This is a genomic window from Nocardia sp. NPDC058666, from assembly GCF_042714895.1.
Classification (GTDB): Bacteria; Actinomycetota; Actinomycetes; order Mycobacteriales; family Mycobacteriaceae; genus Nocardia.
In genome coordinates this window covers 447,174-467,400 of sequence record NZ_JBHXRY010000001.1, presented here as the reverse complement: position 1 = coordinate 467,400, position 20,227 = coordinate 447,174, and the positions used below count along the sequence as shown (strand labels likewise).

The following is a 20,227-nucleotide window of genomic DNA, read 5'->3' as shown; positions in this document are numbered from 1 at the left end:
TCCTTGACTGGTGCGGCCGGTTCCGACCGATAGCCTGGTGATCATGGCAACCACCAGGGTCTACGTCGCCCGGCTCGCCGGCCTGACGGTGTTGGGTCCGGACGGGGAGTCTATCGGCCGCGTCCGCGACGTCGTCGTGGCCGTCCGGCAGGGGCGCCAACCCGCGCGCGTGCACGGACTCGTCGTCGAATTGCTCACCCGGCGAAGGATTTTCGTGCCGATGCTGCGGGTCACCGCGATCGAGCCCGGGATGGTCACGCTCAATACCGGCACGGTGAGCCTGCGGCGTTTCGCCCAGCGGCCGGGCGAACTGCTGGCCATGGCGCAGATCGTGGATTCGCAGGTGCGTGTCAACGATCCCGACCTGCCCGACCTGGACGGCGTCGATGTGTTCGTCGCCGATCTGGGCATCGAACAGACGCGGACCAGGGACTGGATCGTGGGTCGCGTCGCGGTGCGCGGGCATCGACGACTGGGGCGCAGGCGCGCTGTGCACGTGGTGGATTGGTCGCAGGTCGAGGGATTGACCCCCGCCGAGGTGGACCGGCCGGGCCAGGACGTGACGTCGCTGCTCACCGAGTTCGAAGGCCTGCGCGCGGCCGACGTCGCGCACCGGTTGCGTGAACTGCCCGAGAAACGCCGCCTCGAGGTGGCCGTGGCCCTGAACGACGAACGCCTGGCCGACGTGGTCCAGGAACTGCCCGACGACGACCAGGTCGACCTGCTCGGCCACCTCGAAGTCCGCCGCGCCGCCGACGTGCTCGAGGCGATGGACCCCGACGACGCCGCCGACCTGCTGGGCGAACTGTCCGAAAGCGAAGCCGAATCGCTGCTGGCACTGATGGATCCCGAGGAATCCGAGCCGGTGCGCCGTCTGCTGGCGCACTCCCCCGACACCGCGGGCGGTCTGATGACCCCGAAACCGATCGTGCTCGGCCCCGCCACCACCGTCGCCGAGGCGCTGGCCCGCGTGCGCGACCCCGACCTCACGCCGGCGCTGGCCTCGATGGCGTTCGTCGTGCGACCGCCCACCGCCACCCCCACCGGCCGCTATCTGGGCTGCGTGCACATCCAGCAGTTGCTGCGGGAACCGCCCGCGCACCTGGTGGGCGGGATCGTGGACACCGACCTGGCGCCGCTGTCACCGGACATGCCGCTGTCGGCGGTGACCCGGTATTTCGCCACCTACAACCTGGTCTGCGGGCCGGTGGTCGACGCGGAGAACCACCTGCTGGGCGCGGTGACCGTCGACGACGTGCTCGATCATCTGCTGCCCGAGGACTGGCGCGAGGAAGAACCACCCGGATTGACCAGGGTCGAGCCGCTGCTGCCCAACGGCGGTGCGGTGTGAGCGAGAAGAATCCGGCAAGGCAGCGCCTGGAAACCCCCGTCGGCTCGCGGTTCAAACTCGACTGGGACTCCGACGCTTTCGCGCGCACCAGCGAACGGGTCGCCCGATTCCTGGGCACCGGGCGGTACCTGGCGATCCAGACGGTGATAGTGATCGTGTGGATCGTGCTCAACGTGTTCGTGGTGTGGTTGCGCTGGGACCCGTACCCGTTCATCCTGCTCAACCTGGCGTTCTCCACCCAGGCCGCCTACGCCGCACCGCTGATCCTGTTGGCGCAGAACCGCCAGGACAACCGCGACAAGGTCTCCCTCGAAGAAGATCGCACCAGGGCCGCGCAGACCAAGGCCGACACCGAGTTCCTCGCCCGCGAACTCGCGTCGCTGCGACTGGCCGTGGGCGAGGTGGCCACCCGCGACTACCTGCGCCGCGAACTCGAGGAGATCAAGGACATGCTCGACCGCATCGACGCGGTCACCACGCCCGACGGCGCGCCGAAGCCGGACAAAAAGCGAAAAGCCGTCCGCAAGAAAACCTCCGGTCAAACCCCCTCTTCCCCCTCGATTGCACCGGGTACTCCAGACGCGTAACCGGAAATGCTCAATAACTACCTGACCGGTAGGTAACCTGGATCACGTTGTTCCGGGCGGGCCGGATGGGGACTGAAGCGGTGCCGCCGTGTTCGAGGTAAAGGGTTGGGTGTGGCCGTGCGAATCTCTGCTCCGATAACGATGTCGGCCTTGGTAGTCGCAGGATTTGTCGCTTCGGGATCGGCGGCGCATTCCAGCAATCCCAGCGTCGCGCCGACCGCACCGGAGGCGCTGCTGGCCGCGACGGCCAGCACCACCGACGACTCCGCCGACGCCGACCCGTCCGAGATCGTCGGCCTGCTGCCGATCACGCAGGAGGCACCGCGCCGCTTGCGCGCCCTGTCACCCGGCGCCAACGGTGCCGCGCCGTTCGCGGGAACCGTCCCGCTGCGCAACATTTCGCTGCCCACCGGCAGTGGCGCGCTCGGCATTCCGCAGATCGTGCTCGCGGCCTACCGCAACGCCGAACTCGCCCTGGAATCCGCGCAGCCGGGCTGCGGGGTCACCTGGAACCTGCTCGCGGGCATCGGCCGGATCGAATCCGGACACGCCAGCAGCGGCCGCACCGACCCCGCCGGCACCACCACCACCCCGATCTTCGGACCGGCGCTGGACGGCACGCTGCCGGGCAACGAGATCATCAAGGAAGCCGACGGCGGCTACATGCGGGCCATGGGGCCCATGCAGTTCCTGCCGACCACCTGGGTGCACTATGCCGCCGACGGCAACGGCGACGGCGCCGCGGACCCGCACAACGTGTTCGACGCGGCGCTGGCCGCGGGCAAGTACCTGTGCTCGGGCGGGATGAACCTGCGCGAGGCGGCCCAGGAACTGCGGGCGGTGCTGCGCTACAACAACTCCATGTCCTACGCGGCCGACGTGCTGAGCTGGTCGGCGGCGTACCGGACCGGCGGCGTACCGAGCCAGGCGGCCATCTCGCCGCACATCATCCCGCCCGGCAGCAGCCCGCAGTCCGCGCCCAATGTGCTGGCCGCGGCGACCAATACGCCGACCACCACACCCGCGCCGACCGCGCCCAAGTTCACTACGCCGACTCCGGTGATGATCAACCTGCCCGGGCTGCCGCCGATTCCGTGCGGGATCTTCTGCCCGTTGCCGGTGGCACCGCCCGAGGTGTGCGTGGGCGAACCGTTGGCCGTGGATCCACTGAAGCCGGTGGAACCCGGACAGCCGCCCGTCGACAAGCCTGTCGAGCAGACCTATGGTGCCGTGGCGCCGAAGGATCCCGACACGCCCGCGATCGCGCCCGCCGCGTGCAGCCCGGCCGCGGTCGCGCCGAACCCCGAGGCGGCACCGGCACCCGCTCCGGCGAAGACGCCGGAACCCGGCATCGCACCCACCGAGGAGCCCGCCCCCGTCGAGCCCGCCCCGGTGGAACCGATTGCGCCGCCCGCCATCACACTGCCGTTCGGCATCGTGATCCCGCTGCCGCCCGCCCCCACCGCGCCCTAGAAATCAAACGCGAATTCACATCACGGAGGGGTAACAAAAAGGTCTCGGGTGCGGTAATCTCTTCTCATCCAACACGGTTGAGGAGGGCACCACACAGTGGGTCGTCATCGGAAACAGGCTGCTACGACGGTTCGCCGTAGCTCGCTGATCGCATTGACCGGCTTGGTCCCCGCAGGGTTGGTGGCCGTTACCGCGGCCGCCACCGAAGCGACCACCGCACCCAACGCGGCCGTCGAACACGACGTGCTGCCCGCGGCCGAAGGCGACCTGGTCGCGGCACCTCAGGCCGACATCGCGGAGATCGCGCACGCGGAAGCACGGCAGTCTCCCTCGGCCACCCCGGTGGTGAAAACCGTTGCGCTGGCCGACGATCGCGAGTCCGCCGATCTGCCGTCCGGCCCGCTGGGCATTCCCGGTATCGCCGTGGCCGCCTATCAGACCGCCGAACAGCAACTGGGCGTGGAGAATCCGCACTGCGGCATGTCCTGGTCGCTGCTGGCCGGCATCGGGCGCGTGGAATCCACGCACGCCTACGGCAAGGCCGACGCGCAGGGCAACCCGATCAAGGCGGTCTACGGGCCGGTCCTGGACGGCAGCCTGTCGGGCAACAACGTCATCCACGACAGCGACGGCGGTGAGCTCGACGGCCTCGGCGGGTACGACCGTGCCATCGGGCCGATGCAGTTCCTGCCCGAGACCTGGCACCGCTACGCCGCCGACGGCAACGCCGACGGCATCGCCGATCCGCAGAACCTGTTCGACGCCGCGCTCACCGCCGGCCGGTACCTGTGCGACGGCGGGCTGAACATGCGCGATCTGTCACAACAGTCGAAGGCGATCCTGCGCTACAACAACTCGATGGCCTATGTCGCCAACGTCATGGCATGGTCCGGGTCGTACTCGAGCGGGCTGGCTCCACAGCCCAAGGACCTGCCGCGCATCCACTAGGGATTAACATCGGGCGCATGTCAGTGATTACGGAAGCGGATGTGCGGGCGGCGCTCGCGAAGGTCGACGATCCGGAGATCCGCAAACCGATCACCGAATTGGGGATGGTCAAGTCGGTTGCTATCGCCGACAGCGGTGATGTGCACGTCGAGATCTACCTGACCACCTCGGGGTGCCCGCTGCGCACCGAGATCATTCAGCGGGTCACCGCGGCTGTGTCCGATGTCAACGGCGCGGGTGCGGTGACGGTCGACCTCGACGTGATGAACGACGAGCAGCGCACCGAGCTGCGCAAGTCGCTGCGCGGGGATTCGGCCGAGCCGGTCATCCCGTTCGCCCAGCCCGGATCGCTGACCCGTGTGTACGCGGTCGCCTCCGGTAAAGGTGGCGTGGGCAAGTCCAGCGTCACCGCGAACCTGGCCGTGGCGCTGGCGCAGCGCGGCCTGTCGGTCGGCGTGCTCGACGCCGACATCTACGGCCACTCCATCCCGCGCATGCTCGGCTCCGACGCCAAGCCCACGCAGGTCGAGCGGATGATCATGCCGCCGGTCGCGCACGACGTGAAGATGATCTCGATCGCGCAGTTCACCCAGGGCAACACCCCTGTCGTGTGGCGCGGCCCGATGCTGCACCGCGCGCTGCAGCAGTTCCTCGCCGACGTGTTCTGGGGCGACCTGGACGTGCTGCTGCTGGACCTGCCACCCGGCACCGGCGACGTGGCGATCTCCCTCGCCCAGCTCATCCCCAGCGCCGAGATCCTGGTCGTGACCACCCCGCAGATCGCCGCCGCCGAGGTGGCCGAACGCGCGGGCGCGATCGCCCTGCAGACCCGTCAGCGGATCGCCGGCGTGGTCGAGAACATGTCCTGGCTGGACCTGCCCGACGGTTCGCGCATGGAGCTGTACGGCACCGGCGGTGGCCAGGTCGTGGCCGACCGCCTCACCCGCGCGGTGGGGTCGAATGTGCCGCTGCTGGGCCAGGTTCCGATCGAACAGGCGCTGCGCGAAGGTGGCGACGACGGCAACCCGATCGTGCTGGCGGATCCGGAGAACCCGGCCGCGGTCGCGCTGCTCGGCATCGCCGACAAACTCGCCGTCCGCAAGCGTGGGCTGGCGGGCATGTCCCTGGGCATCGATACGACCCGACACCTGTAAGACGTCGGTCCCGGATGGCGGGTGAACACGGCCGGGGGCGTGGTCTTCGCCAGACACAAGGCTCTGCGTACCGCTGCGCACCGGCACGGGCTGACCAGGCACGATCGCCATCTGGCAGCCAAGGTCGAACCTCCTCGCGCCCAGGTCTGGCCTGGAGTGCAGGGGAGGCGGAACAACTTGTCAGTGGGTTCTCCTAGGCTGCTCGTATGCTGACGCTGCTTCTATACGTGCTCATCGTCGGGTTGGTCGCGGCGATGCTCTTTCTCGTCGCCAGTGCGGTTTTCGGGCGGTCCGAGGAATTAGGGCCGCTGCCCGACGGGACCACCGCCACCGTGCTGCCCGCCGACGGCGTCACCGGGGCCGACGTGCGCGCGCTGCGGTTCCAGCAGGTGGTGCGCGGGTACAAGGCCGGTGAGGTCGACTGGGCGTTGAGCAGGCTCGCACTGCGGATCGACGAGCTCGAGTTCGAGTTAGCGCAGGCACGACAGTGGCAGGCACAGGTGGTGGCGGGGCAGGAACGCGGGTGAGCGAGCTCGCCGACGACGGCCTGGTCCGCTGTGACTGGGCCACCGGCTCCCAGCTGTACCGCGATTACCACGACACCGAATGGGGCAAGCCCCTGCACGGCGACGACGCCATGTTCGAACGGCTGTGCCTCGAGGCCTTCCAGTCCGGTCTGGCCTGGATCACCGTGCTGCGGAAACGACCCGCCTTCCGCGCCGCGTTCGCCGACTTCGAGATCGCGAAGGTCGCCCAGTTCGACGATCACGACCGCGCGCGCCTGCTGGCCGACGCCGGCATCGTGCGCAACCGCGCCAAGATCGACGCGGTGATCAACAACGCGCAGGTTGCTCGCGACCTGCCGGGCAGCCTGGACGAGCTGGTGTGGTCGTTCGCACCCGCGCCACGCCCACGGCCCACCTCGATCGCGAATGTGCCCGCCACCACACCCGAATCCATTGCTCTGGCAAAGGAATTGAAGCGTCTCGGGTTCGCGTTCGTGGGCCCGACGACGGCGTATGCCCTCATGCAGGCAACCGGCATGGTGGACGACCACCTGGATGTTTGCTGGGTGAACGCGGTGCCGGACGGAACCGACTCAGCAGTCACATTTCGCACTCAGGTGTCCGCCCGCGACGGCAATAGGGAAGAATAGGACCGGTGTGGCCCGCCGAACACCCGGCGAGCCCGCTGGTTGGCGACAACCGGCAGACGAGAAGAACAGTGCGCAGAACCACCGCGCAGATCTGGAGGGAGCAGAGGATGGCGGCCATGAAGCCCCGTACCGGGGACGGTCCCCTCGAAGCAACCAAGGAAGGTCGTGGAATCGTCATGCGGGTTCCACTCGAGGGTGGCGGGCGTCTGGTCGTCGAACTCACACCGGACGAGGCTGCGGCGCTCGGTGACGAACTGAAAAGCGTCACCAGCTGAATGCGCTGACCGAGGTCGCCGCACTCCTGGCCTGTCCGGAGTGCGGCGACGAACTGCAACCGCACGATCGTGCGTTGCGATGCGGCACCGGCCACAGCTTCGACATCGCCCGTCAGGGTTATGTCGGGCTGCTGACCGGCGCATCGACGAAAATGACCGGCGACACCGCCGACATGCTCGACGCTCGCGCCGCTTTCCAGGGCGCGGGCCATTTCGCCCCGATCGCCGCGGCGGTGGCGCGCGCCTTCGCTACGCGCGTCAGCGACCAGCAGACCGCGGCGCGCGACGTCGGGACCCCGGCCGTGAGCACGCAGGCTCACCGAGCCGACACTCAGCTTCCCGCGGACGCGCAGTCACCGTCTGAAACCCCACCCGATGCCGCTGTGCTCGAAATCGGCGCCGGTACGGGTTACTACCTGGCTGCGGTCCTCGACGCGGATCCCACTCTCCTCGGCATCGCCTTGGACGTGGCCAAGCCCGCCGCCCGCAGAGCCGCACGCGCCCACCCCCGCCTTGCCTCCGTGCTGGCCGACGCCTGGCGCGGCCTGCCCTTGCGCGACGACACCGTCATCGGGGTGCTGTCAGTGTTCGCCCCGCGCAACCCCGCCGAAGTCGTCCGCGTGCTGGCCCCCGGTGGCCGCTTCGTCATCGTCACCCCCACGGCACGTCATCTGGGCGAGCTGATCGGCCCCCTCGGCATGGTCAGCGTCGACCCGGACAAAGACCGCCGCCTGGCCGACTCACTGTCGGACACCTTCACCCGCGCCGAGCACACCCTCGTCGAATTCCCGATGAAACTGTCACGCACCGACGTCACCAACGTCGTCGCGATGGGCCCGTCGGCCTTCCACGGCACCCCCGCCGACGATCCGCGCATCGCGGCGCTACCCGTCATCACCGAAGTCACCGCATCGGTGACGGTCTCGACGTACCTGTCGAACGCCTGACCGCAGCACTCGCTACCGCTGCACACTCCGATAGACCTCGAGCGTGCGCTGCGCGATCTGCCCCCAGTCGAACTCCGCGATCGCCCGAGCCCGCCCGGCCTCCCCATAACGAGCCGCCAACACCGAATCCCCCGCGACCTCGTTCACCGCCGCCGCCAGCGCCCGCTCGTACTCCCCCGTCGCCTCGGGGTCGTAGTGCACCAACCGCCCGGTGACCCCGTCATCGACCACCTCGGGAATCCCCCCGACATCCGAAGCCACGACCGCGGTCGCACACGCCATCGCCTCCAGATTCACGATGCCCAGCGGTTCGTACACCGACGGACACACGAATACCGAAGACGCCGAAAGGATTTGGCGCACCTGCTCGGTAGGCAACATCTCCTTGACCCAGAACACGTTCCCCCGCTGCCGCTGCAACCCATCCACAGCGGCAGCGACCTCCAACTCCAACTCCTTGGTATCGGCCGCCCCCGCACACAACACCAACTGAATATCCGGGTCGAACGAAGCCGCCGCGGCGAGCAGATGCCCGACACCCTTCTGCCGCGTGATCCGCCCGACGAACGACACGATCGGCAGATCAGCCCGCACCCCCAGCCGCTCGAGCACGGAATCACCGACGGGCGGTCCCGGATGCCACACCTGCGCATCGATCCCGTTGTGCACCACATGAACTCGATCAGGGTCGATCGCGGGATACGCGTCGAGCACGTCGTGCCGCATCCCCTCGCTCACCGCGATCACCGCATCGGCCTGCTCCATGGCATCGCGCTCCGACCACGACGACAGCCGATACCCGCCGCCCAGCTGTTCGGCCTTCCACGGCCTGCGCGGTTCCAGCGAATGCGCCGTGAGTACATGCGGAATCCCGTACAGCATCGACGCCAGATGCCCGGCCAACCCCGCGTACCAGGTGTGCGAATGCACCACCTCCACACCGCCGGCGGCATCGGCCATGCGCAACTGCGCCGACATCATCTGCAAAGCGGGATTGGCGGCATACAACTCGGGGTCGGGACTGTGCACCACCGCACCGTTGCGCGGCGCGCCCATGCAGTGCACGGTCACCTCGCACAGCTGGCGCAATCGGCCGGTCAGCTCGGTGACGTGCACTCCCGCACCGCCGTACACCTCCGGCGGATACTCCCGGGTCAGCATGGCGACTCGCAGCGGTTCCGCCTGCGTCCGCCCGCCGGCGTCACCATCACTCACCGTCTCAAATTAGCCCCTGCGGTCGACATGGGCCACCGTAACGGCGCTGGCACTGTACTTTGAGCAGAGTGAGGAGCCAGCCGCACGTACTCGGGATCGTGCTCGCCGGTGGCGAGGGCAAACGACTGTTTCCGCTCACGGCCGACCGCGCCAAGCCCGCGGTCCCGTTCGGTGGGGCGTATCGACTGATCGACTTCGTTCTCAGCAACCTCGTCAACGCGGGATACCTGCGCCTGTGCGTGCTCACCCAGTACAAGTCGCATTCGCTGGATCGCCATATCTCGCAGACGTGGCGGCTGTCGGGTTTCACCGGCGAGTACATCACCCCGGTGCCCGCGCAGCAGCGTCTCGGACCGCGCTGGTACACCGGCAGCGCCGACGCGATCATGCAGTCGCTCAACCTGATCTACGACGAGGACCCCGATTACATCGTGGTGTTCGGCGCCGACCACGTGTACCGGATGGACCCCGAGCAGATGGTGGCCAGCCACATCGCGTCGGGCGCGGGCGTCACGGTCGCGGGGATCCGGGTGCCGCGCGCGGAGGCCAGCGCCTTCGGCTGCATCGACACCGACGAGTCCGGCAAGATCACCCAGTTCCTGGAAAAGCCCGCGCATCCACCGGGCACCCCCGACGACCCGAACGTGACGTTCGCGTCGATGGGCAACTACGTGTTCACCACCCGCGTGCTCGTCGACGCGATCCGCGCCGACGCCGAGAACTCCGACTCCGACCACGACATGGGCGGCGACATCATCCCGAAGCTGGTCGCCGAGGGTGTCGCCAATGTGTACGACTTCGCCGACAACGAGGTCCCCGGCGCCACCGAACGCGACCGCGGCTACTGGCGCGACGTGGGCACCATCGACGCCTTCTACGAGGCGCACATGGACCTGGTCTCGGTGCACCCGGTGTTCAACCTCTACAACCGGCACTGGCCGATCCGCGGCGCCGCCGAGAACCTGCCGCCGGCGAAGTTCGCGCAGGGCGGTCTGGCCCAGGAATCGATCGTGGGGGCGGGCTCGATCCTGTCCGCGGCCACGGTCCGCAATTCGGTGCTGAGTTCGAACGTGGTGATCGAGGACGGCGCCACGGTCGAGGGCAGCGTGTTGATGCCGGGCGTGCGGATCGGGCGTGGCGCGGTGGTGCGGCACGCGATCCTGGACAAGAACGTGGTGGTCGGCGAGGGCGAGATCATCGGCCTCGACCTGGACCGCGACCGCGAACGTTTCGCCGTCAGCAACGGCGGAGTCGTCACCGTCGGCAAGGGCATCTGGGTCGGGTAGACCCCCGCCGCAAAGACCCCATGTCCGGGTTAGGTCAACCTCGACTCAGCCCCGCGAAGCGCAGAGTAGACCGTCGCCGATCGGGATCAAGACGCTGGTCAGCTCCGGGTTTTCCGCGATGGCGCGAGTCGCCGCTCGTACGGCCTGCGTCGCCGGATCCCGCTGTTCCGGGTCAGGAACCCGCCCGCCCAGCAGCGCGTTGTTGAGAATGAACGCCCCACCCTCGCGCAACAACCGCACACCCTGTTCCACGTAATGCGGGTGTTCCATCGGCGCCGCGTCGATGAAGACCAGGTCGTACGAGCCTTCGGCCAACCGCGGCAGCACGTCCAGCGCCCGCCCGTTGATCAACCGCGTGCGCGACGGCGTGATCTGCGCGGCCCGGAACGCCTCCTTGGCCGCGCGTTGGTGCTCGGGTTCGGAGTCGATGGTGGTCAGCGTCCCGTCCTCACGCATCCCGTCGAGCAACCACAGCCCGCTCACGCCCGCCCCGGTCCCGACCTCCACGACCGCGCGCGCACCCAGCATCTGCGCGTACATGGTCAGCAGCGCGCCGACCGACGGGGGCACGGGCGCAGCCCCCAATTCGGTGGCCCGCTCGCGCGCTTCGAGAAGAACCTCGTCCTCGACGACGGATTCCTCCACATAGGCCAGATTCCGCTCCACGTTCGATGCCACAGCTAAGAGGCTAAGCCACCGGAGCGGTCTGTGTATTCAGCGAAGGGACCGATTCGGCACTGTGTCGTCCACATCCCCAACATTTGCCCACAGTTTGCGGATCGGTCACAACCACGTCTGGACAGCTGGTTTCCCGTCGCGGCCGGGTTTAGGGTCGGGTGCGGGAAGAATTCTCAGGTCACGCTCAGGGTCTCCACACCTGGCCCATATCGGGACAGGAAATAGTTGCCCTACACAAGGCCAGCAAGGCCAGCCGATCGCGGCGGGTACGAGGCGCGGGAACAACCACACACAGTTGCTGGTTGATTCCGGTTAGCAGGGTTCGCTGATCCGAACCAGCCAGGTTTCGTGCCAGCGGTCCCGAGTAGGAGGTGTCCCATCCCGATGGTAGACACGGCGCGTCCAGACGCCACCGACCAGACTCTGTCCGCCCAGCTCCTCGCGGCAGAAGCCGAATTACTCGACGCCGAACTCACCGGCACCGCTGTCTTCGACGCCACCGGCGATCGCGCCACCATGCCCTCCTGGGACGAACTGGTCCGCGAGCACGCCGACCGTGTCTACCGCCTGGCCTACCGCCTGTCCGGCGACGCCCAGGACGCCGAGGACCTCACCCAGGACACCTTCATCCGGGTGTTCCGTTCGCTGCAGAACTACCAGCCCGGCACCTTCGAAGGCTGGCTGCACCGCATCACCACCAACCTGTTTTTGGACATGGTCCGCCGCCGCAACCGCATCCGCATGGAGGCGCTGCCCGAGGATTACGACCGGGTGCCCGCCGAGGGCCCCACTCCCGAGGACGCCTACCACGACGCGCGCCTGGACCCCGACCTGCAGAAAGCACTGGATTCGCTGGCACCGGAGTTCCGTGCCGCGGTGGTCCTGTGTGACATCGAGGGCCTGTCCTACGAGGAGATCGGCGCGACGCTGGGCGTGAAGCTGGGCACCGTGCGCAGCCGGATCCATCGCGGCCGGGCGGCACTGCGCGAGTACCTTGCGCATAATGGAAGTGAGCAGCGGTACTCCGCTGAAGCCCACCTGATGTGATCGAGTTCGAACGTCATCACGGGGCGCTTTCAGTTGATGTCGGTCGGAAGGAAGAATCGCGAATGAGCGTGGACCCCACAGCCTCAGGTCGTTCTCCGCGCTTTCAGCCCACCGAGCATCTGGCCAGCGAGGCGGTCGCGGCGTTCGTCGACGGCGAATTGCGCATGAACGCGTATCTGCGTGCCGCCCAGCATCTTTCGGTCTGTCCCGAATGCGCGGACGAGGTCGATGCCCAGCAGCAGGCGCGGATCGCGTTGCGTCGGGCGGCCGAAGTCGCGATTCCGCGCAGCCTGCACGACAGCCTGTCGCGCATCCCGCTGGCCGATCTACCCGGCAACGCACCCACTCCGCCCCGCCGTAACGAGGCGTTTCTCGGATTCATCACAGATTCCTTCACCGCGACCCGGTGGACAACGCGGCGGCGCAAGTAGAGTCTGCGACGTGACTGGCGAATCGACGAATACCGGATCGGCCGACCACTCGGATTCGGGGGCTGACACTCGGGGCAATCTGCGTCCCACCGACGCACCGACACTGGGTCCGCGCCCGGTCCTGCGGCCGCACATCGACAGCCACACCGCCCGCGCGTTCCGCCGTCCGAGCGGACAGGCGGGCTCGTTCGCACCGCACGACCCGCACCGGGCCACCCAGAACGGCGCCGACGAGGGCATGACCCAGCGTCCGCCGGACGGCGTGCTCGCCGAGGCCTTCGCGCGCCCCGACGGTTCGTCGGAACTGCTGCAGCGCGAACCCGGCGCCGATGAACCCAAGACCGTGATCGCGGGTCCGGTGGATCCGTGGCGCGATCCCGACGCGGCGGCCCGGCTCGGTTCGCCCGCCGTCGAAACTCCGCCGCCTGCACGGCTGCCGGTCGCGTCGAAGCTGAGTGCTCGCGAGGTGCTGTTCGGTTCGCGCGTGGCACCCAAGGCTCTCGCGGTGTTGGCCGCGCTCGCGCTCGGCATCGCTGTCGTGGGCGGGCTGGTCGGGCGGATCACCGCCGAGACCGCGTCGGACCTGACCTCCCGCAAGGTCACCCTGGATCAGAGCGCCGGCGTGGAAACTCCGCACAGCCAGATCGCCGCGGTGGCCAATGCTGTTCTGCCGTCGGTGGTTTCGATCCGAGTCACTGTCGGCGACAACGGCGCGACCGGTTCCGGCGTGGTGATCGACGGCGGCGGTTACGTGGTCACCAACAATCACGTGATCTCGATGGCCGCGACCGACAAGTCCAACCGGGCCGCGATCCAGGTGCAGTTCTCCGACGGCAACCGGGTGCCCGCGCAGATCGTCGGGCGCGACCCCAAAACCGACCTGGCGGTACTGAAGGTCGAGGCGAAGAACCTCACCGTGGCCGATCTCGGCAAATCCGCCGACGTGCAGGTCGGCGACGACGTGCTGGCCGTCGGTTCGCCGCTGGGCCTGAGCAAGACCGTCACCTCCGGCATCGTCAGCGCCCTGCACCGCCCCGTGAAGCTCGCCGGCGAAGGCAGCGACACCAACGCCGTGATCGACGCCGTGCAGACCGACGCCGCCATCAACCCCGGTAACTCCGGTGGCGCGCTGGTCGACATGCAGGGCCGGGTGGTCGGCATCAACACCGCCATCCGCAGCGAGACCGGCGGTTCGGTGGGTCTCGGCTTCGCGATCCCGGTCGACGTGATGACCACGGTCACCCAGACGCTGATCCGCGACGGCCAGATGCACCACCCGGTGATCGGCCTGAGCGCGCGCACCAAGACCGTGGCCAACGAGGTGATGAGCGGCGCCGCCGTGGCCGACGTGGTGCCGGGCAGTCCCGCCGACAAGGCAGGCATCGTCGAAGGCGACGTGGTCGTGAAGATCGGCGACCGTGAAGTCACCGGCCCTGACGAGCTGGTGGTCGCCGTGCAGCAGCACAAAATCGGCGACCGGGTGAACGTGCAGTTGATCCGCGATGGCAGGCAGGTGGACGTGCCGGTCACCCTCGAATCCGACTGACCTGCGGTTGCGCGGGCCGGGTAACCTGGATCTGTGTTCAGTAGCATCGGGTGGAGCGAGATGATGATCCTGCTCGTCGCCGCCCTCGTGATCCTCGGCCCGGAGCGTCTGCCCGGAGCTGTCCGCTGGACCACCGGTGCGCTGCGCCAGGCCCGCGACTACGCCAGCGGCGCCACCACGCAGCTGAAACAGGAACTGGGCCCGGAGTTCGACGACCTGCGCAAGCCGCTGGCCGAACTGAACGAGCTGCGCGGGATGAGTCCGCGCGCGGTGGTCACCAAGCATCTGCTCGGCGGTGACGATTCGGTGCTGCGCGATCTCGAGAAGGCCGTGCCCGACAAGCAGCAGCTGTTCGGCACCAACAGCGGCATGCCCGCGACCCCCGCCCCGCAGAAGTCGCTGGAACGCAACGAGCGGCCGCCGGTCGACTACGACGCGACGTAAACACACCGCACGGTCGGCATTTGCTGCGAGATCGCGTGGGCGGCACTATGCGGCAACGACCTGGCGAGTCCGGGATTGCCGAAAATCGCGGGCCGAGATCGTTGTCGCGCAAGACAGTTCGATGTCAACAGTTACAGACACACAACGGTGTTCAGCTGTCTAGACTTCGCACATGTCGGCCGATGACGTGGCACGAGTTTTCGCGATCGAGGACAAGGTCGAGAGACTCAAAGCAGCCACCGACGGGGTGGCGGCTGCACAGCAGACCATCAACGAACTCACCAGGATCCGGCGGGCCGTGATCCGAGAACTCCATGCCGACGGCTGGACGTTCGCCAGGATCGGCGCCGCCGCCGGATTGTCGCGTGCGCGCATCCACCAGGTGAGCACCCAGGGTCCGGTGCCCGAAGGACTGTTCTTCGGGCACGGCACGCTGACCGTGCTCGCCCCGGAAGTCCGCGCCGGCAGGCTACTGGGCGCTCCCGACCCGCAGGCCGCCCAGCGCATGGCCGAACTGCTGCGACAGCTGGGTTTCGCCGCGAACGTCGAGACGTTCCTGCCCGGCAGGCCGATCGACCTCAATCGCGACGGTCTCGTGGTCCTCGGCGGGCCCGAACTCTCGCCCAGCCTGCGTCAGCTCGTCGTGGCCGATCCCCGCCTGCGCCGCACGGTCACGCGCGCGGGTGACACCCGGCGTGGCATCGAAGACCGGGCCGCGCGTCGGGTCTACCGTCCCGGCGGCACCGAACCGCACGATATCGCGTACCTCGCCCGTCTGCCCCGCCCCGACCGGCGCGGCAGCATCATGCTGATCGACGGGCTGCACCCGCCCGGCTCACTGGGTGCGATCCGGTTGCTGGCGACCCGGCTGGCGACCCTGCACGAGCGCGCGAGCAGTCATTTGTTCTCGGTTCTCATCGCTGTCCGGTACGACCGCGCCACCGGCGAACCCGTCGACGCGGATCTACTCACCCCGGTCTACCGCCATGAAACGGACCCAAAGTTGGCTACGACCCGGGTTCGGCCATAGTCGGCTCTAAACTCGCCGTGCTTAGTGATCTGCATCACTGTACTGTTATGGATCACAGTCCGTCCGCGATGGTTAGATTGCTAGCGAGTAACCGAGTGTGAGTAGGTGAGCATCACATGTTCTCGTCTCCCGAGGCCAGCGCATGCCGGGTTCTGCCCGTGCGTGCTGCGGTCCATCCACGACCAGTTCCCCCCTTCGACGCGCAGCCGACCACCGGCGACGTCATCGTCACCACCCATCGCGTGACCTACAGCGACCGTTTGAAGGTCTTCATCGGCCCGCACGAGGACGTGGACAGTTTTCTGCGCCCGTTGCGCCGGATGGACGGTCATCAGCGGTATTCGCTCGATCTGACCGTGCTGCCCGAGCCGGTCCCCGCCACCGAGGTCACCACGTCGGTGAGTTCGGCGCGCGGCGACCTCTCGCTGGGGTGCGCCGGTTCGGCCGACGCGATGACGCTGCAGCTGCGCACGACGGTCGACCACGTCACCCGGCGGTTCACGCTCGGGTTCCCCGGCGGGCGGCTCGGGCTGCCGACGGTGTACCTGCCGCACGGCGACGAGGACACGTACGTGTATCCCGAGGAGGTGTTCACCGCCGACAACGCGGTGGAGATCTTCCGCGATTTCTTCCACGACGGGGCGATTCCCGCTGGCCTGCAGCAGCGCGAGATTCTCGACTAGCGGTTTCTCGACCGGCGATTTCTCGACTGGGAGCTGCTCGACCGGGTTCCACGGCTGAATCCGCTCGGCGCGACGGCTGGATTCGCTCGGCGCGCGGGAATGCTCGGAGATAGCTAGGCTGGTCAGAAGGTCACACCGCGTCGATGTGTGGCCGGGAGAGGCCGGTGCGTGATGCGTGATCTGCTCGGGCAGGTGCTCGAACTGCTTCCCGATCAGGCGGTCGCGCTGGCCAGGATCGTCGACCGGACAGGCGCGGGACCACGCGAGACCGGAGCCGCGATGGTCGTGACCGCCGACGGCCGCGTGCTCGGCTCACTGTCAGGCGGTTGTGTCGAATCAGCGGTGCTCACCACCGCCCACCAGGTACTGATCGACGGCCAGGCCTGCCTAGAACGCTTCGCCGCCGCCGACGAACTCGCCGTAGGCCTACCCTGCGGTGGCGAGATCGAAGTCTTCGTAGAACGCCTGGACCACACCGACCTCCCCCGCCTGCGAGCCCTCCACACCGCACTCGCAGCCCACCACCCCGTCGCCTACGCCACCACTCTCGAGTCGACTCCCGACCGAAAACTCCTGCACCCCGGCGACTCCCACCCCTGGCGTGGCCTGGACCAAGACGCTGCGGCCCTACTCACCGCAGGCCACAACGGCCTCATCGGCGCCCAAGACTGCACCCCCGCCGCAGCCGACCGCCCCCGAACCTTCGTCCAGGTCTTCCACACCCCCGCCCGCATGATCCTGGCCGGCGCCAACGACTACACCCGAGCCCTCTCCGCCGCCGCCACCACCCTCGGCTACCACGTCACCGTCGTAGACGCCCGCGAAACCTTCACCACCCCAACCCGTTTCCCGGCCGCCCACGAAGTAGTCGTCGACTGGCCCCACCGCTACCTGGAAGCGGAACAAGCCGCAGCCCGCATCGACGCCCGCACAGTAGTCTGCGTCCTCACCCACGACCCCAAATTCGATGTCCCCCTACTGTCTTCAGCCCTACGCCTCCCCCAAGTCGGCTTCATCGGCGCCCTGGGCTCCCGCCGAGCCCACACCGACCGCACCACCCGCCTGCAGGAAGCAGGCTTCACAAACCTCGAAATAGCCCGCGTCCGAAGCCCCCTCGGCCTCGACATCGCCGCCCACACCCCCGAAGAAACCGCCATCTCCATCCTCGCCCAAATCCTGGCAGACCGAGGCGCCGCCACCGCCCAACCCCTCACCACCCTGACCGGCCCGATCCACCGCCGCTGACCACCGCAAATCACCTACGAGCGGTCCCGCAAAGGGCCAGGGTGACCACCCGCATCTGACTCAGTTCTGCGGGCCGACGCACAGAATGAACCCCCGCTCGGAGTGCGTGAACTGCGTGGATGGAATTCCCGCACAGTCCTGCACACCACTCGGCCGATCCGGCGAACCGACCACCTTCAGCAACACGCGCCCCATCGCCGCGGGGTCAGCGCACGCGACCTTCTGTAGACGCACCTCGTTGCCGAACCATCCGACCTCCACCCGCCCCACACACTGTCCCGACGTCACCCGCTGCATCGATTCATCGATGGCGATCTGGTCGGCAAGGTAGAACAGGGAGACGACCCCGAACACGACGGCGAACGGCAAGCCGAATCCGAGGGCACCGAGGCGACGAAACAGCGGCTTACCAGGGTCCATCGGGGTGTGACCCCAGTAGGTTTCGGGTGTGGGGAGTGCCGCGAGCCGACGCCGGGTCATCGCGTTGACGACGAAACCGCCCAGGTTGTAAATCAGTGATTGGATGCCCCACCACCCGAACCACGCACTGGTGACGGTGATCTCGCGGTACGTCGCCAACCCACAGTCCCGGCAGAATGGCCCCGCCTCGGTGGTTTCCACTCGAAAGATCAGCAGCCCCCAATGACCGACGAGGTCTACGTCGATCGCGGGTGAGGCCCCGCAAATCCGACACCGGACACCATCGAAGGGAAACTCGTCCGTCATCGATCTTCTTCTCCCGCACCGTGATTCACCAGAACCGACGAACAGTACGGACCATCGTCTACGCCTGCAACCCGCAGCAAAGGCAGCGGGATCAGTCGGGCGACTATGTGTGTGACGTCGTCTATCCGACGACAGCGAAAAGGGCACCTCGTCGAGGAGTGACAAGGTGCCCTTTCGAGCGTTCTACGCTGCGACTTGTTCTGGGCGAAGGGTTTTCATCGGGGGGCGGTCTTCGAGGGAGACCGCGGTGGTGTGGGCGATGAATTCGCCCTCTATCAAAGGGAATTGGGTCAGGGGGGCGCCGGAGTCGGGGACTCCGCTGCGACGTAAGGCGGTGCCGAGGATTTGGCGACTCATGACGCCGAGGTCCGACAGCGGGCGGTTGCGGTGGGTGCGGACGCCCAGGTTGACCTGGGTGATGGCGTCCATGCCCATGGCGTCGTAGGTGTCCAACAGCAGGCCGATTTCTACGCCGTACCCGGAGGCGAACGGGACCGAGGTGAGCAGTTCTCGGGTGCCCGCGTATTCGCCGCCCAGTGGCTGGATGACCTGGGCCAGTTCGGGGCGGAGGGCGGCCAGGAGCGGGCGGGCGACGAGTTCGGTGACTCGGCCGCCGCCGTTGGCGTCTACGGACTCGCCCTGGCGCAGTGGGCGGCGGTAGTACGCCTTGGACAGGTGGGTGCCTTCCATCATCAGCAGCGGGCCGAGGAGTTTGGGCACGAAGTCGGGGTCGGGGTCGATCAGGTCGGAGTCGACGAAGGCGATCAGGTCGCCGGTGGTGCAGGCCAGGGAGCGCCACAGGACCTCGCCCTTGCCGGGGACCGGTTCGAGTTCGGGGACCGCTTCCTCGCGGGTGAACACCTGCGCTCCGGCGGCGCGTGCGCGTTCGGCGGTGGCGTCGGTGGACCCGGAGTCGAGCACGATCAGTTCGTCGACCAGGGTGCCCAGCAGTGGTGCGATGCTGGCCACGACGTCGGCGACGGTGTCCTGTTCGTTGAGCGCGGGCAGCACCACCGAAACGGTGCGGCCCGCCTTGGCGGCGATGAGTTCGCGCACCGTCCAATCAGGGGTGTCCCAGCTGTGGGTGGTGGCCCAGGCGGGCTCGCGGTGTTGGATTTTCATGCCAGACCTCGCAGAGTTCGTGCGGGGGGCCGGATGCCCTGGATCGCGGCGATCATGTCCACGACCCGCCGGGTCTCGGCGACTTCGTGAACCCGGAAGATCCGAGCGCCTGCGGCGGCCGACCATGCGGTTGCCGCCAGTGTGCCCTCGACCCTTTCGGTAAGACCTACCCCTAGAGTCTCCCCGATAAAATCCTTGTTGCTCAGTGCCATCAGTACTGGCCATCCGGTTTTTACAAGACCGTCGATTCCGCGCAACAACTCGAGCCCGTGATAGGTGTTTTTTCCGAAATCGTGGGTGGGATCGATCACGATGCCGTCGGCTCGCACGCCCGCGGCTGCGGCGTTTTCGGCCGCGGCGACCAGAGTCGCGGTCACTTCGGCCACCACATCGGCGTATCGAACCCGGTGCGGGCGGGTGCGCGGAACGGCGCCGCCGGTATGGCTGCAGACGATGCCCGCGCCGGTTTCCGCCGCGACGGCCACCAGATCCGGGTCTGCGCCCGCCCAGGTGTCGTTGATCAGCTCGGCACCCTCGGCGACGGCCGCGCGCGCGACCTCGCTGCGCCAGGTATCCACACTGATCAACAGGTCGGGATACTTCGCTCGAATCGCCGCGACGAACGGCACCACGCGCAGTGTTTCCTCGGCCGCGTCGACGGTGACACCGGGTCCGGCCTTCACGCCACCGATATCGACTAGGTCGGCACCCTCGTCGACCGCGCGGGTGACGCGTTCCATCGCGGCCTCGTCGGAGAACGTGGCGCCCCGGTCATAGAACGAATCGGGCGTGCGGTTCACGATCGCCATCACCAGGGCCCGATCGGTGGCCACCGGCCGCCCACAGAAGGTGGAAAGCGCCGACGAGCTACTCATGTGCTTTC

The 20,227-nt window shown here is 67.9% G+C and carries 22 protein-coding genes; 17 read left to right on the top strand and 5 right to left on the bottom strand.

All coding sequences use genetic code 11. From position 1 onward, the window contains the following. The first annotated feature begins 43 nt into the window (after window positions 1-43). From ACFWVD_RS02080 to ACFWVD_RS02040, 9 genes are all read left to right on the top strand, one after another. Entirely contained in the window at window positions 44-1,351 is a 1,308-nt protein-coding gene (locus tag ACFWVD_RS02080; RefSeq protein WP_379240060.1) for a magnesium transporter MgtE N-terminal domain-containing protein, read from the top strand. After that, window positions 1,348-1,938 carry a DUF1003 domain-containing protein gene (locus tag ACFWVD_RS02075; RefSeq protein WP_379240059.1) on the top strand — a complete coding sequence of 197 codons (591 nt, stop codon included), beginning with the start codon at window positions 1,348-1,350 and terminating at the stop codon, window positions 1,936-1,938. The genes ACFWVD_RS02080 and ACFWVD_RS02075 overlap by 4 nt, the downstream gene beginning before the upstream one ends. Before the next feature lie 141 nt (window positions 1,939-2,079). Continuing rightward, complete coding sequence (locus tag ACFWVD_RS02070) at window positions 2,080-3,411, top strand: lytic transglycosylase domain-containing protein (protein WP_379240943.1); 1,332 nt, start codon at window positions 2,080-2,082, stop codon at window positions 3,409-3,411. 144 nt (window positions 3,412-3,555) lie between these two features. Continuing rightward, window positions 3,556-4,359, top strand: a complete 804-nt coding sequence (locus ACFWVD_RS02065; RefSeq protein WP_379240942.1) for a lytic transglycosylase domain-containing protein — start codon at window positions 3,556-3,558, stop codon at window positions 4,357-4,359. Window positions 4,360-4,376: 17 nt separating this feature from the next. Next, entirely contained in the window at window positions 4,377-5,513 is a 1,137-nt protein-coding gene (locus tag ACFWVD_RS02060; RefSeq protein ID WP_379240058.1) for an Mrp/NBP35 family ATP-binding protein, read from the top strand. A 206-nt stretch (window positions 5,514-5,719) separates the two neighbouring features. Continuing rightward, entirely contained in the window at window positions 5,720-6,040 is a 321-nt protein-coding gene (locus ACFWVD_RS02055) for a DivIVA domain-containing protein (RefSeq protein WP_379240057.1), read from the top strand. Continuing rightward, a complete protein-coding gene (locus ACFWVD_RS02050) occupies window positions 6,037-6,669 on the top strand; it encodes a DNA-3-methyladenine glycosylase I (RefSeq protein WP_379240055.1) in 633 nt (210 codons plus the stop codon). Before ACFWVD_RS02055 ends, ACFWVD_RS02050 begins: the two co-directional genes overlap by 4 nt. 107 nt (window positions 6,670-6,776) lie before the next feature. Further along, complete coding sequence (locus tag ACFWVD_RS02045) at window positions 6,777-6,944, top strand: DUF3117 domain-containing protein (RefSeq protein ID WP_011211259.1); 168 nt, start codon at window positions 6,777-6,779, stop codon at window positions 6,942-6,944. Beyond that, the gene (locus ACFWVD_RS02040; protein WP_379240941.1) at window positions 6,941-7,891 is read left to right on the top strand and encodes a putative RNA methyltransferase; all 951 of its coding nucleotides are present in this window, start codon (window positions 6,941-6,943) and stop codon (window positions 7,889-7,891) included. The genes ACFWVD_RS02045 and ACFWVD_RS02040 overlap by 4 nt, the downstream gene beginning before the upstream one ends. A 12-nt stretch (window positions 7,892-7,903) precedes the next feature. Here ACFWVD_RS02040 and glgA read toward each other — a convergent pair whose 3' ends face one another. Continuing rightward, a complete protein-coding gene (gene glgA, locus ACFWVD_RS02035) occupies window positions 7,904-9,064 on the bottom strand; it encodes a glycogen synthase (RefSeq protein WP_379240939.1) in 1,161 nt (386 codons plus the stop codon). Window positions 9,065-9,174: 110 nt separating this feature from the next. On the opposite strand from glgA, the gene glgC reads away from it, so the two are divergent. Continuing rightward, window positions 9,175-10,392, top strand: coding sequence for a glucose-1-phosphate adenylyltransferase (gene glgC, locus ACFWVD_RS02030; protein ID WP_379240054.1), 1,218 nt, complete (start codon window positions 9,175-9,177; stop codon window positions 10,390-10,392). Between the two features lie 45 nt (window positions 10,393-10,437). On the opposite strand, the gene ACFWVD_RS02025 is transcribed toward glgC, so the two are convergent. Continuing rightward, entirely contained in the window at window positions 10,438-11,070 is a 633-nt protein-coding gene (locus ACFWVD_RS02025; protein WP_379240053.1) for an O-methyltransferase, read from the bottom strand. A 384-nt stretch (window positions 11,071-11,454) separates the two neighbouring features. On the opposite strand from ACFWVD_RS02025, the gene sigE reads away from it, so the two are divergent. The 7 genes from sigE (at window position 11,455) to ACFWVD_RS01990 (ending at window position 17,496) form a co-directional block, all read left to right on the top strand. Further along, complete coding sequence (gene sigE / locus ACFWVD_RS02020; protein WP_379240051.1) at window positions 11,455-12,117, top strand: RNA polymerase sigma factor SigE; 663 nt, start codon at window positions 11,455-11,457, stop codon at window positions 12,115-12,117. Window positions 12,118-12,179: 62 nt separating this feature from the next. Further along, a complete protein-coding gene (locus ACFWVD_RS02015; protein ID WP_379240050.1) occupies window positions 12,180-12,548 on the top strand; it encodes a hypothetical protein in 369 nt (122 codons plus the stop codon). A 10-nt stretch (window positions 12,549-12,558) separates the two neighbouring features. Further along, entirely contained in the window at window positions 12,559-14,094 is a 1,536-nt protein-coding gene (locus tag ACFWVD_RS02010; RefSeq protein ID WP_379240049.1) for a S1C family serine protease, read from the top strand. A 33-nt stretch (window positions 14,095-14,127) separates the two neighbouring features. Further along, on the top strand, window positions 14,128-14,538 hold the full coding sequence (gene tatB, locus ACFWVD_RS02005) for a Sec-independent protein translocase protein TatB (RefSeq protein WP_379240048.1): 411 nt from the start codon (window positions 14,128-14,130) through the stop codon (window positions 14,536-14,538). Window positions 14,539-14,710: 172 nt separating this feature from the next. After that, a complete protein-coding gene (locus tag ACFWVD_RS02000; protein WP_379240047.1) occupies window positions 14,711-15,568 on the top strand; it encodes a hypothetical protein in 858 nt (285 codons plus the stop codon). A 116-nt stretch (window positions 15,569-15,684) separates the two neighbouring features. After that, a complete protein-coding gene (locus ACFWVD_RS01995) occupies window positions 15,685-16,251 on the top strand; it encodes a hypothetical protein (RefSeq protein ID WP_379240046.1) in 567 nt (188 codons plus the stop codon). Between the two features lie 171 nt (window positions 16,252-16,422). Then, a complete protein-coding gene (locus ACFWVD_RS01990; RefSeq protein WP_379240045.1) occupies window positions 16,423-17,496 on the top strand; it encodes an XdhC family protein in 1,074 nt (357 codons plus the stop codon). Between the two features lie 60 nt (window positions 17,497-17,556). Here ACFWVD_RS01990 and ACFWVD_RS01985 read toward each other — a convergent pair whose 3' ends face one another. From ACFWVD_RS01985 to folP, 3 genes are all read right to left on the bottom strand, one after another. Beyond that, the gene (locus tag ACFWVD_RS01985; protein WP_379240044.1) at window positions 17,557-18,075 is read right to left on the bottom strand and encodes a hypothetical protein; all 519 of its coding nucleotides are present in this window, start codon (window positions 18,073-18,075) and stop codon (window positions 17,557-17,559) included. A 330-nt stretch (window positions 18,076-18,405) separates the two neighbouring features. After that, window positions 18,406-19,344, bottom strand: a complete 939-nt coding sequence (locus tag ACFWVD_RS01980; RefSeq protein WP_379240043.1) for a glucosyl-3-phosphoglycerate synthase — start codon at window positions 19,342-19,344, stop codon at window positions 18,406-18,408. Then, entirely contained in the window at window positions 19,341-20,219 is an 879-nt protein-coding gene (gene folP, locus ACFWVD_RS01975) for a dihydropteroate synthase (protein ID WP_379240042.1), read from the bottom strand. Before folP ends, ACFWVD_RS01980 begins: the two co-directional genes overlap by 4 nt. Window positions 20,220-20,227 lie beyond the last annotated feature (8 nt).

Bases quoted from the DNA above. Each gene is read 5' to 3' on its own strand.
- sigE (WP_379240051.1), top strand. From the start codon at position 11,455: ATGGTAGACACGGCGCGTCCAGACGCCACCGACCAGACTCTGTCCGCC.
- ACFWVD_RS02015 (WP_379240050.1), top strand. From the start codon at position 12,180: ATGAGCGTGGACCCCACAGCCTCAGGTCGTTCTCCGCGCTTTCAGCCC.
- ACFWVD_RS02080 (WP_379240060.1), top strand. From the start codon at position 44: ATGGCAACCACCAGGGTCTACGTCGCCCGGCTCGCCGGCCTGACGGTG.
- ACFWVD_RS01990 (WP_379240045.1), top strand. From the start codon at position 16,423: ATGCGTGATCTGCTCGGGCAGGTGCTCGAACTGCTTCCCGATCAGGCG.
- folP (WP_379240042.1), bottom strand. From the start codon at position 20,219: ATGAGTAGCTCGTCGGCGCTTTCCACCTTCTGTGGGCGGCCGGTGGCC.
- ACFWVD_RS01995 (WP_379240046.1), top strand. From the start codon at position 15,685: ATGTTCTCGTCTCCCGAGGCCAGCGCATGCCGGGTTCTGCCCGTGCGT.
- ACFWVD_RS02055 (WP_379240057.1), top strand. From the start codon at position 5,720: ATGCTGACGCTGCTTCTATACGTGCTCATCGTCGGGTTGGTCGCGGCG.
- ACFWVD_RS02045 (WP_011211259.1), top strand. From the start codon at position 6,777: ATGGCGGCCATGAAGCCCCGTACCGGGGACGGTCCCCTCGAAGCAACC.
- ACFWVD_RS02000 (WP_379240047.1), top strand. From the start codon at position 14,711: ATGTCGGCCGATGACGTGGCACGAGTTTTCGCGATCGAGGACAAGGTC.
- ACFWVD_RS02070 (WP_379240943.1), top strand. From the start codon at position 2,080: ATGTCGGCCTTGGTAGTCGCAGGATTTGTCGCTTCGGGATCGGCGGCG.
- ACFWVD_RS01980 (WP_379240043.1), bottom strand. From the start codon at position 19,344: ATGAAAATCCAACACCGCGAGCCCGCCTGGGCCACCACCCACAGCTGG.
- ACFWVD_RS02060 (WP_379240058.1), top strand. From the start codon at position 4,377: ATGTCAGTGATTACGGAAGCGGATGTGCGGGCGGCGCTCGCGAAGGTC.